The organism is Thalassolituus sp. (genome assembly GCF_034111725.1).
Classification (GTDB): domain Bacteria; phylum Pseudomonadota; class Gammaproteobacteria; order Pseudomonadales; family Oceanobacteraceae; genus Thalassolituus.
Genome location: NZ_JAWUWR010000023.1, coordinates 1 through 12,611, shown reverse-complemented (window position 1 = coordinate 12,611; position 12,611 = coordinate 1). Strand labels below are relative to the sequence as shown.

The window sequence follows — 12,611 nt, the reverse complement described above, 5'->3', positions numbered from 1 at the left end:
GCTAGCCGAAGTCATATCAATAGTCTTAACGCCGTCGTTTTGCTAATGACAGTCAAAGTTGACGTTGAAAGTCACCGGGAGCAGGCATTGACGTTAGCCCTGATAATACCTCGGCTTGCCAGTTAGCAATTGCCCAAGTAAGTAATTCGGTAACGTTTACACCACGTAATTCTGCTGGAGGCGATTGTTTGAGCCACGAAAGTGCGAGCCAAAGAGTGTCTGCTGCTTTGGCGGTTGCCAGTGGCAGGGCAAGATTTTGCTTACTGAGTTTTTGCCCGTTAGCTTCATTGGCAACCGGTATATGGCTGTATATTGGCGATGAATAGCCTAACGCCTGTTGTAGGAGTATTTGTCGCGCGGTGGAGTCGATAAGATCTATCCCACGTACTACATGACTGATGCCTTGATCGGAATCATCAACGGCAACCGCCAATTGATAAGACCATAAGCTATCACGTCGGCGAATAACGAAATCACCTATATCCGTCGCTAGGTCGTAGGTTTGTGTTGTTTGTAGTGTGTCGGTTACTCGAAATTCACCGCTAGGGCATAAGAAGCGCCACGCAATATCACTCGTTTGTAGCGTGCTACAAATACCATTGTGAAGTTGATTGCCAAGCTGCTTGCGCGAACACGCACAAGGGAATGCACCTTGTTGCTGAATGAGCTGATGCAGTGCTGCGTTATAGGCATCGCTTCGAGTGCTTTGGTAGCGAATATCTTCGTCCCAATGCAAACCATAGCAATCTAACGTATGTAAGATTGAGTCTGCAGCGGTTGGATCTTCTCTCAGTGGATCGAGATCTTCAATGCGAACAAGCCAAGTGCCGTGGTGCGCACGTGCGTCTAGGTAACTAGCAACTGCTGCCAGTAATGAACCAAAATGAAGTGGTCCGGTTGGTGAGGGCGCAAATCTGCCACGATAAAGCTTACTGTTGGATGACAGTGTCATTACAGAAGTATCCGTAGACGTATGCAGGGTAGAGAGAAGAGGGCTTGCCAGACAATGATAGTCATCTGGCAAGCAATCAGCAGGGCTTAAACGCCGAGCTGACGCTCTTTGATTTCAGCCAGTGTCTTACAGTCGATACAAAGATCGGCGGTAGGACGAGCTTCAAGACGACGAATACCAATTTCTACGCCGCAAGCGTCGCAGTAACCGTAATCGCCCTTATCGATAATATCGATAGTCTTGCTGATTTTCTTCAACAGCTTACGTTCACGATCGCGAGTACGCAGTTCGAGGCTGAATTCCTCTTCCTGACTGGCGCGGTCGTTCGGATCAGCATAGTTGTTGACCTCAGTTTGCATGTGCTCTTTAGTGCGATCCACTTCCTCCATTAGCTCCTGTTTCCAGTTGCTGAGGATTTTTTTGAAGTGCTCTAACTGAGCGTCATTCATGTACTCTTCGCCTTCTGCAAGCTGGTATGGCTTGAAGTCGGACAGTGCAAATTCTTTTTTATCTTGCGGCATTGTATTACTGCCTCACCTTGTAAGTCGGCTAATGCGCGTCATGCGCCCAAAAAGATAAGGCCGGCAAACTATCAGATAACAATGAAAGCGCCAACTATTTCCTTACCCTTTTGTTGTGATTGGTTAATATTGCCTATGATCTGGCACAATAGGTCGATTATTTTTCAGGCCATCTATATGACAGATTCTGCTCAACGTAGCAAAGAGATTCGACCATTTCAGGTAATGGCGATCCTCGCGGAAGCTCAAACTATGCAATCTCGCGGCGTTGATGTGATTCATTTGGAGGTTGGTGAACCCGATTTCCCAACCCCCGAACCCATGATCGAAGCCGCGATTACTGCCATGCGTGCCGGTAAAACAGGTTATACCCCAGCACTTGGCTTACCGTCTTTGCGCGAAAAACTAGCCGAATACTACCAGCAGCGCTTTGCGGTAAACCTTGATCCACGTCGCATTGTGTTAACACCGGGGGCCTCAGGGGCACTTTTATTGTTATCGGCAGCGCGTTTGAACCCAAATGATGGTTTGTTGCTGGCCGATCCGGGCTACCCATGCAATCGTCATTTCGCCAGAGTATTTGAAGCTCATGGTCAATTAGTGCCTTGCGGACCAGAGCAAAAGTACCAACTGACCGGTGCAGATGTGCGTGAACATTGGCAACCGAGCACCAAAGCTGCGCTGGTAGCGAGTCCGGCGAATCCTACCGGCACGGTACTATCGCCAGACGATTTAACTGATTTGGCCAACGCCGTGCGCGAGCAAGAAGGCGAATTGTGGGTCGATGAAATTTATCAAGGCTTGAATTACACCAGTGCGCCACACTCCGTTCTTTCCGTTGCCCCTGACGCTATCGTACTGAATAGCTTTTCTAAATTTTTTGGCATGACAGGCTGGCGTTTAGGTTGGGCTGTGGTGCCCGAAGCTTGGGTGCCAACACTGGATACCTTGGCGCAAAACCTATTTTTAGCACCGCCGACACCGGCGCAATACGCAGCTTTGGCGGCCTTTACTCCAGATTCAATGGCGATTCTTGAGCAGCGTCGTGCCGAGCTAGAGCAACGCCGCGCGTACTTGTTAGAGGCTTTGCCTAAACTTGGTTTTAAGATTCCAGTTGCGCCCGATGGTGCTTTTTATATTTACGCCGATGCCAGTGCTTTGACATCGAATAGCTTGGAATTCTGTGCAGAGTTATTACAAGACACCGGTGTTGCATTAACTCCGGGAGTGGATTTTGGTGATTACCAAGCGCTGACTCATGTTCGATTTGCGTTTACGACCCGTTTGGAGCGTTTACAGGAAGCCGTTGCGCGCATAGCGGATTGGTTGGAGACACGCAGTGCAATATGAGTTGCCGCTAATCGAAGGACGTTTAATTAAGCGCTATAAACGCTTTTTGGCGGATATCCGTTTGGCGGATGGATCGGAAATCACGGTGCACTGCCCTAATACTGGTTCAATGAAACGCTGCGCTGACCCCGATAGTCGTGTGTGGCTATCCGATAGCGCTAACCCTAAACGTAAATATCAATTCACATGGGAGTGGGTTGAGGTCGACCAAAAATACAAGGCATGTGTTAATACCGCGCGTCCTAATCGACTCGTAGAAGAAGCACTGCTTGCCGGTTCTATAGGTCAATTTACTGGCGATTATCAAGTGGTACGTGAGCCTATAGTCGAGGATGGCCGGTTAGATTTTCGCTTGGACTTTGCTCCTGCAGAGGGGCAAACTCCAACCTACATTGAAGTGAAAAGTGTCACTTTGTTAGAACAAGATAATGGTTTAGGGTGCTTTCCTGATGCGGTCACTGCGCGAGGCTTGAAGCACTTGCAGCGTTTATTGGTGTTGCATCAAGAGGGCCATCGGGCGGTGTTATTGTTTTGTGTACCTCATGAAGGTATCCAGTGCGTGCAAGCGGCTGCTCATATTGATCCCGCTTACGCTAAAGCACTGTCGGAAGTGGCGAAACAAGGCGTTGAGGTGTTGGCGTATTCAGTAAAATTTGATCACGCTGGCATGACGCTGTTAAACGAAATTCCAGTCGATATTTAAGTAAGATGTCGATTATTTAAAGTGATATAAAATTTTAATTTTAACCCTTAATTTTTGAGAAATTTTATGAATTACTCGCGTGCTTTTATTTTATTGTCAGTTGTTTTTCTAGCGTCTTGTAGTACGTTGAAGCAAATGGCTGATGTGCAAAAACCCACGGCCAATGTGAGTGGTGTTACCTTAACAGGAGTATCACTCGATAGTCTGACCTTGGCGATTGATCTTGATGTTAGCAACCCTAATGCATTTGCGATTAATACCGGCGCTTTTAATTTGGATCTGGCGGTTGATTCTAAATCCATTGCTTCAGTTGATAAGGGCAATGCAGGTGTGAAATTACCGGCAAAAGGTACAGCGAAAACAACCTTGCCATTAACTCTACGTTTCGTTGATTTATATGAAGCTGTTGCTGCATTAAAGGACAAAAACGAATTTGCCTACACACTTGCAGGCGCCGTTAGTGTTGCTTTACCTATATTGGGTAATAAAAATGTGCCTTTAAGTTTTAATGGCAGCTTGCCGATTCCGAAAATCCCGAAGATCTCGCTGAAATCAGCCCAGCTTGGCTCGTCAAGTTGGCGTGGTGCCGAAATGGCAGTGGTGTTGGATGTTACCAACCCTAATGTATTTGGTATCAATTTAAATGAACTAGCGTATCAAATTAACGCGGCTGGTACGTCTGTTGGTGGTGGTTCTTTGGATGCGATAAATTTAGAAAAGGGCCAGCAACAAGAGGTTACCATTCCTATCAAACTCAGCTTCTCTGAAATTGGTATGAGTTTGTACAAGATATTGACAGGCAACGCGCCAGTAGAAGTTGGAGTTAGCGGTTCTGCTGATATAAACCCTGATTTGCCGTTATGGAAGCCTGATCCGCTATCATTTGATGTATCGAAATCGTTAACTCGTTAATTTAGCATTGGCTAGCGATAGGTACTCCATTGAAGAACGCCGCATTTTTTTTATTTGTATTGGCCTTTTCGTCGGAGAGTCTTGCGGACCGTCTTGATGATTTTGAGGTCGATGCGAAAACTAAAAAAAGTTCAAGCAAAGCGCCAAAGAGTGAACAAGATAACTCAATGCTCTCAAATTTCGTATTTGAGGGATTTTCTTACGTTTTTTACGATGTGGGAGTGAGTTTTGTTCAGGCGATTAGCGATGCTGGTGCGGCAAGTTTTAAGCGTACTTCAAGTTATTCTGACCAATATAAAGTAGAACCGGAACCTTCCGATTCTCCGATTTTTGCTACGGCGATAGGTAAACGGTACGTTCCTTTTGTGCGTCTAGATTTACAACATGGTTCTGCGGGCGACGATGTTTCTTTTAATGATATGAGCATTGAAACTGGCTATGGTGCCGTTGCTTTACTCTATAGAAACTCTCTTTATAAAGAACGCGATCCTGCTGATGAACTCAGTACGGATCAATTCTTTTTGTTATATCGTATGCTGTTTTCCGAGCGAGTAAAAACGGATCTTGGTATAGGGCGTTATCGAATTATCGGTAACGACTCCACCTCTGATATCGCTTTGAAATTTGCCTTCGGTTTTAATTTTACTAAAAAATTAGGCATAGAAATATCGAGTGTTAGTGTGCACGGTGCCAATCTCGACATAGCTGATCGTGAGTTCGGTATACTTTACGACTTTGATGCACTTTCGTTAAAACTTGGTTATCGAAGTGTTGATGCCGATAGTCATCAACTTAGTGGAATACTTGCTGGATTGTCCTTTCAGTATTGAAAATTGATCTAGTCGTTCACTTTGTTAGTTTAAAACCTCCAAGTTTACATACGATATAGCGAACGTATAAGGTTATTCGTTGACTAAATCGTGACGTAAGCGCAGTCTTTCTTGTTTTTTGTAATTCTGTATTGATACTAGAGTTACAACGTTATTCACATTTGATTGAAGTCGTAGTGGCTAGAGTTTAAGCCACATAAATTGTATTAACCCCTGATAAAATAGGGTTTTTAGGCTAGTGCCAAAGAGGTAGTTATGGAATCACATCACGTCGAAATTCGTCATTTAACATTTGAAGATATGAGTGAGCTTAAAAGTGCAAGTGAGCGAGTCTATGATGGTGGCGCTTTATCGGTCTGGACGTCTGCAATTTTACATCGGTTATTTACGGTTTTTCCTGAAGGACAGATTTGTGTTTGCGTTGATGGCAAGGTAGTGGGCTGTGCTTTATCGTTGATTATTGATTATGCGAAGTTCGGTGATGAACACACCTATGAAGAAATCACAGCAGGTTACGATTTCACCACACATGATGGTGAAGGTGATGTTTTGTACGGTATTGAGGTGTTTATTCATCCTGAGTATCGTGGCTTGCGTTTGGCGCGTCGTTTATATGATGCACGCAAAGAATTATGTGAAAACTTGAATCTACGCGCCATTATTGCTGGTGGGCGTATGCCTAAGTACGCTGAAAATGCTAAATCGATGAGCGCAAAAACCTACATCAAAAAAGTAAAATCGAAAGAACTGTACGATCCGGTTCTATCTTTTCAGCTAGCCAATGATTTTCATGTTAGAAAACTCTTGGTCGGGTATTTGTCGGGTGATGCGGCATCAAAAGAATATGCGACCTTAATTGAGTGGTCGAATATCTTTTATACTAAGTCGGTGAAATTGATTAATGCTCGACGTTCGGATGTTCGTTTAGGTTTGGTGCAGTGGAAAATGCGACCAATGAAGACGCTTGAGGAATTGATAGAGCAAATCGAATTTTATGTCGATGCAGTGTCCGATTATAAAAGTGATTTTGTCTTGTTCCCTGAGTTGTTTAATGCGCCGCTTATGGCTGAATTTAATCACTTGAGCGAACGTGAAGCGATTCGTGCTTTGGCCGGATATACCGATCAAATTCGCGATAAATTCTGTGAATTTGCTATTAGCTATAATATTAATATCATCACAGGTTCTATGCCGCTATTAGAAGGCGAAGAGCTATTTAATTCGGGCTTCTTGTGCCGTCGTGATGGTACGTTTCAGCGTTATGATAAAATCCATGTAACACCATCAGAAGATCGCAGCTGGGCTATGCGTGGCGGTGATTCTATTCAAGTGATAGATACCGATTGCGGCAAGGTTGGCGTGGTTGTGTGTTATGACGTTGAGTTTCCTGAGTATATTCGCTTGTTGGCTGACCAGGGCATGAATATTTTATTCGTTCCTTTCTTAACAGATACCCAGAATGGTTACACTCGCGTACGTCATTGTGCTATGGCTCGCGCGATTGAAAATGAATGTTATGTCGCGATTGCAGGCGGTGTAGGTAACCTCGCGAAGGTGAATAATATGGATATTCAATACGCTCAATCAGCGCTATTTACGCCTTCGGATTTCCAATTCCCTGCGACCGCAATTAAAGCCGAAGCAACACCCAACTCAGAGATGACCTTGTTAGTCGATGTGAATCTCGATTTGCTAAAGCAGCTGCATAGTCATGGCAGTGTGCACACTATGCGCGACCGTCGTAAAGACTTGTACACCTTGGCGCGCACAGACAAAGCGAAGCAACAAGACTAATGTCTTTGATTTTTTGAATAGTTGAAAGGCTGCTTGCCGCTACGTTGTGGTGAGTGGCCATTCTATATTTATTTCTCCTGCCTTTACTTCACATTTAATCGCTTTTAGCGACTGCCCTGTACATGGGCCAGAAATGCACTCGCCGTTGTCGATCAAAAATAACGCCCCATGCATCGCGCATTGAATTAAGCAGCCATCGGCATCTAAAAATTGGTCGTCTTGCCACTCAAGCTGTATGCCAAGGTGAGGGCATTGATTACGATAGGCATACACCTGTCCTTGATGACGAACCACGAAAAGATGAACACCGTCGAGTTCAAATCCCTTGCTTGCCCCTTCCTGAATAGTGTCGATGTGGCACAATGCCCGCATAATGGTTCTCTATACTTGATGTTGCTGTTATCACCGGCTCGCCATAATGGCTGTCACCAGTTTTAAGGTTAATTGTTTTGATTGCAAAAATGGGTAGCACTGCTCTGCTACGTCGACAGCATATCTTGCCCTTGTGCCTGCTGCTACCGCCCTTGGTGGTTCTTGCTGGGCTGCTAACGGGCGGTGGCGAATGGTCGTGGTTGTTAAATTCGGATGCCGGTCAGACGGTATTGTGGCAAGTACGGTTCCCGCGTGTCGTGATGGCCTTTTTAATTGGTGCAGCGTTATCTGCAGGCGGTGTGTTAATTCAGGGGGTTGTGCGTAATCCGTTGGCTGATCCCGGCTTGATAGGAGTATCGGGTGGTGCTGCGGTGGGTGCTGCAGTGTATTTAGTGTTTGCGTCGAGCTTGTCTTTGTCTATGTGGGGCCAGCCGTTAGCGGCGTTTATTGGTGGTGCTGTTGCCCTATTGGTGGTGATGCAGTTAGGGCTGCGGGGTGCTTCGATTCATGCCATGAGTTTTCTTATATTGGCGGGTATCTCAGTAAACGTCTTGGCCAGCGCTTTAATTGGTTTGATGTCGTATATGGCAACCGACAGTGCGTTGCGTCAAATTACCTTTTGGTCGCTTGGTAGTTTGTCGGGTGCCAATTGGCGTTGGAATAGCGCCTTATTCGCTGCACTGGTAGCCGCTATTATCTTTTGGCGCACACGCTTACGTACCTTAGATGCTTTGCTGCTGGGCGAGGTAGAAGCGCGATCTATGGGTATTTCGGTTGTGCGTATGCAATGGCTTGCTGTGTTGTGGGTCGCCTTGCTGGTTGGCATTGCGGTGTGCGCTAGCGGCGTGATTGGCTTTGTTGGTTTGATCAGCCCGCATGTTGCGCGCCTGATGACAGGTGCAACTCATACCCGCGTATTACCTCTTGCGATCATCTTTGGCGGCTGTTTGGTTGTATTAGCGGATATGGCAGCGCGAACCTTGGTAGCGCCCGCTGAATTACCTATAGGCATCGTCACTACTTTACTGGGAGCGCCGGTATTTATCAGCCTGTTGCTGCGCGAAAAGAGGCGCATGCCATGAGTGCATCTTTACTCACGGTTGAAGGTCTTAGCTTGCATCGTGGCGGCGCGGCTTTAGTGAATCAGGTGGCGTTCGACGTTAAAGCGGGCGAGTTGATCATGTTAGTCGGCCCAAATGGAGCCGGTAAGTCGACCTTATTATCTATGCTGGCTGGATTACAACGTGGCGATGCCGGAAGTGTTGCTGTATTGCAGCACGCTACCCATGCCTGGCCGCGCAATGCTTGGGCGGAACATGTGACTTTTGTACCGCAGTTGTCATCTATGAATTTTCCCTTAACCGTACATGATGTCGTGAGTCTTGGTGGTTTAGCGCATAGCACGTCAATAGTGACACTGCGTCAGCAAGTTAAGGCAGCATTGCAGGGATGGGATATAGATTACTTAGCACAGCACGATGTTCGACGTTTATCTGGTGGTGAGCAGCAGCGCTGTCAGCTTGCACGTAGTTGGGTACAGATGCAGCAAGCACAGAGCATCTTATGGCTATTAGATGAACCCTTAAGCGCACTGGATTTACGTCATCAGCATCAGTGCTTACAGCAAATACGTGCCATAACCGCACAAGGTAAAAGTGTGTTAATGGTGGTGCATGATCTCAATATGGCGCGTCAGCATGCCGACCGAGTGCTGATGATGTGTTGCGGTGAGTTGGTCGCCGATGGCAGTGCGGAGCAGGTATTAAGCGCTGAACAGGTAAGTCGGGTATTTCAGGTAGAAACGTATCTCGATCACGGCTGGCTAGGTTGGCGCTAACTGAGAGGCGTAAGTTGCGGATAAAAACGCCCCTCAAAAGAGGGGCAAAGCAACCGTGATTAGCACGGGTCAGCGCTCACTGACCCTAGATGAGAGAGATCACCATTCATGCTCAAGAGCTAGAATGTTGACACCGACACCATCTCTGATGTCGATATGCAAATAGTATTGATTCTCATTTGTGTTGTCAAGAATGATTCTCAAATAAATGCATGTAAATCGTTAAAGGGCATTTATTCTCTTGGGTGCCCCTGTCCAGAAAGCTCGATAAGTTGCTGATTCATAATGGTAATGCGACGCGCTAAGTTCTCGATTAGGTTTACAGCAGCTTTTGGCTGAGCTTCGATTAACACGACGAAATCATCTTGTGGAACGGCCATAACCGTGCAGTGATTTGCAGCAATAACACTTGCAGTACGCGGTTCGCGCGTGAACGCGGCCATTGCACCAAAGACTTCATCTTCGCTTAATATCCCAACTTTGACGTTATCGACAAATACATCAGCTTCGCCGCTAATGATGGTGTAAACGTGATCACCGACGTCGCCTTGTTTAATGATTACTTCACCGGCTCTGAAGTTTTGGAAACCAGCAGTTGGCTTCACTTCTTGTCGTGCTTGTTCACTTAGATAATTGAGCAAAAGCGCATTTTGACAGACTAGGTAGTGGCTCCAAAAATGCTGACGACGTTTGTCGGAATATATGTGGCGCAGGAAGTCGTCGCGATCAATGGGCACTAATTCAACATATTCGTCGGTACGTAATATCGGTACCTGCATATGGAATGAATGGCTTACGCCAACAAGATCACCTTCTTCGAAACTGGCGAGAGTTTGGCCGTTTTTACTGAGATGAAGCATGCCATCTTGCACGATAAACAACTTGTCGCGATCAAAATAATCGTAGAGGTCATCTATGCCTTCTAAGGTAATGGATGCCTCATTAGGATCAAAATCTTTGAGCAACTGTTGGGTTAAATACTGCATCCGACTTAATAGTTCAGCGGTGCTGGGAGATGGTTGTCCACTCAGGTACATAGGAAGTCCTCGTTGCCTTTGCCTCTAATGGGCAATTCAATCAATAGACTCGAATGTACCGCAAAATTAGACCATGTCCTACTTTGGTCTTATATTGGCGCTGCAGGATGATAACTTGATCACACAAAGTACACGATTGTAACAGGAGTGTTACTCGGGGTGCCGCAATCGTATGCCGTGACTGACCGACAGCAATATTTCTTCAGCGCGAATCTCTACAGGAAAATAACAGCCGCTGATTTTGGCATCAGCAAGGCTCGCGCCATCCAATCGACAGCCGCGAAAGTCGATACCGCGCAGATCTGCTCCCCGAAAATAGGCATCGGTTAGATCCATGCCTGTTAACTCGAGTTTGCGTAAATCTAAGCCTCGCAGGTCGCATCCTCTAAGATCGCAAGCTGTGCCTGCTTGGCGTGCGCGGTTAAAGCCAGCGACATCGTCGTTACGCAGCATTTGGTAGAGCGGATCTTGGCTGATTTGCGGTGTGGTCATACTCGTTTCCTTTTGTTGATGCGCGCCATAACTTAGACTGCGCGCTTCTAGTATAGAAAGAAAAATAGGTTCCCGTGATTTCTGGGTCGCTTCCCGCATTTTTATTGACCAGCCGTTGGCATGACGAGGGCGAAACCACCTTGCTAACGTATTGGTGGCAAACCCCTCGGGGGCCAGTGCGCACGGTTATTACTCAGCCGGTAGTATGCTTTATTCCAGCGGTAGCAGCGGAGCGCGCGCAAAATGCCGCAACCACACTGGGTTGGCCGGTTACGGTTAAGGCCGTTCCTATGCGCTCGTTTGATGGAGAAGCGGCTGCAGCCTGCTACTTACCATCCGGTTTGCTATATCGCTGGCGCGATCTAATGCGTGAACAAGGCGTCGTGTGCCGAGAAGTGGATATTCGCCCTACGGATCGCTATCTAATGGAGCGCTTTGTTTATGGTGCTGCCGAGCTGCAAGGAGAATGGCGGCAAGGTGCTCATTTTGCCGACATCGAGGGCGTTCGTATGACGTCTACCCGTTATCAACCACAGCTGCGCTGTGTGTCGATCGATATCGAAACTTCCTTTCCGCGTAACGGCGAGCCCGATCGGTTATTTTCGATTGCTTGCTATCAGCCGCATGAATCTCTCGTGTTGATGATTGGTGATCCTGATCAAAGTAATGACGAGGTCACGCTGGTGGCCGATGAGCCGGCCTTATTGCGCGCATTTTTAACCTACATCCAAGCGTGTGATCCTGATGTGTTGATCGGTTGGAACGTGATCCAATTTGATATGGATTTCTTACGGCGTAAATATCACGAACACGGCATTGCCTTTACCTTGGGGCGTGATGGTAGCGAGCTGCAATGGCGTGTACCTGCGAATCAACCGGATCGTATCTATCTGCATATTCCCGGACGGGTGGTGATGGATGGCATTGAGTGCATGCGCAACGCCACCTATCAGTTTGAAAGCTTCGCTCTGAATGATGTCGCCGAGCATTTTCTCGGCGACGGCAAGTTACTCCATGGTGATGATCGCGGTGGCGATATTGAGCGACTTTTCATCGACGATAAACTCGCTCTTGCGCGCTATAACCTCAAAGACTGTGAATTGGTGTGGCGTATTTTCGAGAAGGCTGATTTGTTCAATTTTATGATCGAACGTGCCCATATGACCGGATTACCTTTGGATCGTATGGGCGGTTCGGTCGCCGCATTCGAGAACATGTACTTACCGCGCTTACATCGTGCAGGCTATGTTGCACCGAACTTAGGTGAAGGTTACAGCGCCGAAAAAAGCCCCGGCGGCTACGTTATGGATTCGCGTCCTGGGTTATTTGAGCACGTATTGGTCTTGGATTTTAAAAGTCTGTATCCGTCGATTATTCGTACTTTTAAAGTGGATCCAATGGGGCTGGTGGAAGGTTTGGCCGCTTACGAAGCCGGAGGCGCGATCAAAGAGACGGTGGTTCCCGGTTATTTTGCCGCCCAATTTCATCAGCAACGGCACATATTGCCAGATCTGATTCGCCACTTAGGCGAGCGCCGCGATCTGGCCAAACAACAGGGGAACCGAGCGCTATCGCAGGCGATCAAAGTGATTATGGCGTCCTGCTATGGCGTGTTGGGATCTGATGGGTGTCGGTTTTACGATACGCGTTTATCGGCATCTATCACTAAGCGCAGCCACGACATTATTCAGCAAAGCTCGCGCTGGATTGCTCAGCAGGGTTACGACGTCATCTACGGTGATACCGATTCGGTTTTTGTGTGGCTTAAAAAAAGTGTCACTAACGACGAAGCCGATGTCATCGGTAAGCAG

The 12,611-nt window shown here is 47.0% G+C and carries 13 protein-coding genes; 8 read left to right on the top strand and 5 right to left on the bottom strand.

All coding sequences use genetic code 11. The features are described from left to right. Positions 1–52 precede the first annotated feature (52 nt). Positions 53–952, bottom strand: coding sequence for a tRNA glutamyl-Q(34) synthetase GluQRS (gluQRS, locus tag UXZ23_RS03500; RefSeq protein WP_320819261.1), 900 nt, complete (start codon positions 950–952; stop codon positions 53–55). A gap of 86 nt (positions 953–1,038) precedes the next feature. Continuing rightward, a complete protein-coding gene (gene dksA, locus UXZ23_RS03495; RefSeq protein WP_015488102.1) occupies positions 1,039–1,473 on the bottom strand; it encodes an RNA polymerase-binding protein DksA in 435 nt (144 codons plus the stop codon). A 177-nt stretch (positions 1,474–1,650) separates the two neighbouring features. On the opposite strand from dksA, the gene UXZ23_RS03490 reads away from it, so the two are divergent. The 5 genes from UXZ23_RS03490 to UXZ23_RS03470 all read left to right on the top strand — a co-directional run bounded on the left by UXZ23_RS03490 (position 1,651) and on the right by UXZ23_RS03470 (position 7,062). Further along, complete coding sequence (locus UXZ23_RS03490; RefSeq protein ID WP_320819260.1) at positions 1,651–2,823, top strand: pyridoxal phosphate-dependent aminotransferase; 1,173 nt, start codon at positions 1,651–1,653, stop codon at positions 2,821–2,823. Beyond that, on the top strand, positions 2,813–3,526 hold the full coding sequence (gene sfsA, locus UXZ23_RS03485) for a DNA/RNA nuclease SfsA (RefSeq protein WP_320819259.1): 714 nt from the start codon (positions 2,813–2,815) through the stop codon (positions 3,524–3,526). The genes UXZ23_RS03490 and sfsA overlap by 11 nt, the downstream gene beginning before the upstream one ends. Before the next feature lie 66 nt (positions 3,527–3,592). Continuing rightward, on the top strand, positions 3,593–4,438 hold the full coding sequence (locus tag UXZ23_RS03480; protein WP_320819258.1) for an LEA type 2 family protein: 846 nt from the start codon (positions 3,593–3,595) through the stop codon (positions 4,436–4,438). 29 nt (positions 4,439–4,467) lie between these two features. Next, the gene (locus UXZ23_RS03475; RefSeq protein WP_320819257.1) at positions 4,468–5,268 is read left to right on the top strand and encodes a hypothetical protein; all 801 of its coding nucleotides are present in this window, start codon (positions 4,468–4,470) and stop codon (positions 5,266–5,268) included. A gap of 255 nt (positions 5,269–5,523) precedes the next feature. Further along, a complete protein-coding gene (locus tag UXZ23_RS03470; RefSeq protein WP_320819256.1) occupies positions 5,524–7,062 on the top strand; it encodes a bifunctional GNAT family N-acetyltransferase/carbon-nitrogen hydrolase family protein in 1,539 nt (512 codons plus the stop codon). A gap of 39 nt (positions 7,063–7,101) precedes the next feature. Here the strand turns inward: UXZ23_RS03470 and UXZ23_RS03465 are convergent, their stop codons facing one another. Continuing rightward, positions 7,102–7,434, bottom strand: coding sequence for a Rieske (2Fe-2S) protein (locus UXZ23_RS03465; RefSeq protein WP_320819255.1), 333 nt, complete (start codon positions 7,432–7,434; stop codon positions 7,102–7,104). Between the two features lie 77 nt (positions 7,435–7,511). On the opposite strand from UXZ23_RS03465, the gene UXZ23_RS03460 reads away from it, so the two are divergent. Both UXZ23_RS03460 and UXZ23_RS03455 read left to right on the top strand, forming a co-directional pair. Beyond that, entirely contained in the window at positions 7,512–8,516 is a 1,005-nt protein-coding gene (locus UXZ23_RS03460) for an iron ABC transporter permease (protein WP_320819254.1), read from the top strand. Continuing rightward, a complete protein-coding gene (locus UXZ23_RS03455) occupies positions 8,513–9,271 on the top strand; it encodes an ABC transporter ATP-binding protein (protein ID WP_320819253.1) in 759 nt (252 codons plus the stop codon). Before UXZ23_RS03460 ends, UXZ23_RS03455 begins: the two co-directional genes overlap by 4 nt. A 233-nt stretch (positions 9,272–9,504) precedes the next feature. On the opposite strand, the gene UXZ23_RS03450 is transcribed toward UXZ23_RS03455, so the two are convergent. Together UXZ23_RS03450 and UXZ23_RS03445 are read right to left on the bottom strand one after the other, a co-directional pair. Then, complete coding sequence (locus tag UXZ23_RS03450; protein ID WP_320819252.1) at positions 9,505–10,308, bottom strand: cyclic nucleotide-binding domain-containing protein; 804 nt, start codon at positions 10,306–10,308, stop codon at positions 9,505–9,507. Between the two features lie 150 nt (positions 10,309–10,458). Beyond that, positions 10,459–10,800: a pentapeptide repeat-containing protein gene (locus UXZ23_RS03445; RefSeq protein ID WP_320819251.1), complete on the bottom strand. Its 342-nt coding sequence runs from the start codon at positions 10,798–10,800 to the stop codon at positions 10,459–10,461. A 74-nt stretch (positions 10,801–10,874) separates the two neighbouring features. Between UXZ23_RS03445 and UXZ23_RS03440 the strand changes: the two genes are divergently transcribed. Further along, a partial coding sequence (locus UXZ23_RS03440) for a DNA polymerase II (protein WP_320819250.1) occupies positions 10,875–12,611 on the top strand: 1,737 nt, incomplete at its 3' end.

Excerpts from the sequence above, each read along its gene's own strand:
- UXZ23_RS03465 (WP_320819255.1), bottom strand. The coding sequence starts at position 7,434 with ATGCGGGCATTGTGCCACATCGACACTATTCAGGAAGGGGCAAGCAAG.
- UXZ23_RS03455 (WP_320819253.1), top strand. The coding sequence starts at position 8,513 with ATGAGTGCATCTTTACTCACGGTTGAAGGTCTTAGCTTGCATCGTGGC.
- UXZ23_RS03480 (WP_320819258.1), top strand. The coding sequence starts at position 3,593 with ATGAATTACTCGCGTGCTTTTATTTTATTGTCAGTTGTTTTTCTAGCG.
- UXZ23_RS03470 (WP_320819256.1), top strand. The coding sequence starts at position 5,524 with ATGGAATCACATCACGTCGAAATTCGTCATTTAACATTTGAAGATATG.
- UXZ23_RS03490 (WP_320819260.1), top strand. The coding sequence starts at position 1,651 with ATGACAGATTCTGCTCAACGTAGCAAAGAGATTCGACCATTTCAGGTA.
- UXZ23_RS03445 (WP_320819251.1), bottom strand. The coding sequence starts at position 10,800 with ATGACCACACCGCAAATCAGCCAAGATCCGCTCTACCAAATGCTGCGT.
- dksA (WP_015488102.1), bottom strand. The coding sequence starts at position 1,473 with ATGCCGCAAGATAAAAAAGAATTTGCACTGTCCGACTTCAAGCCATAC.
- gluQRS (WP_320819261.1), bottom strand. The coding sequence starts at position 952 with ATGACACTGTCATCCAACAGTAAGCTTTATCGTGGCAGATTTGCGCCC.
- UXZ23_RS03450 (WP_320819252.1), bottom strand. The coding sequence starts at position 10,308 with ATGTACCTGAGTGGACAACCATCTCCCAGCACCGCTGAACTATTAAGT.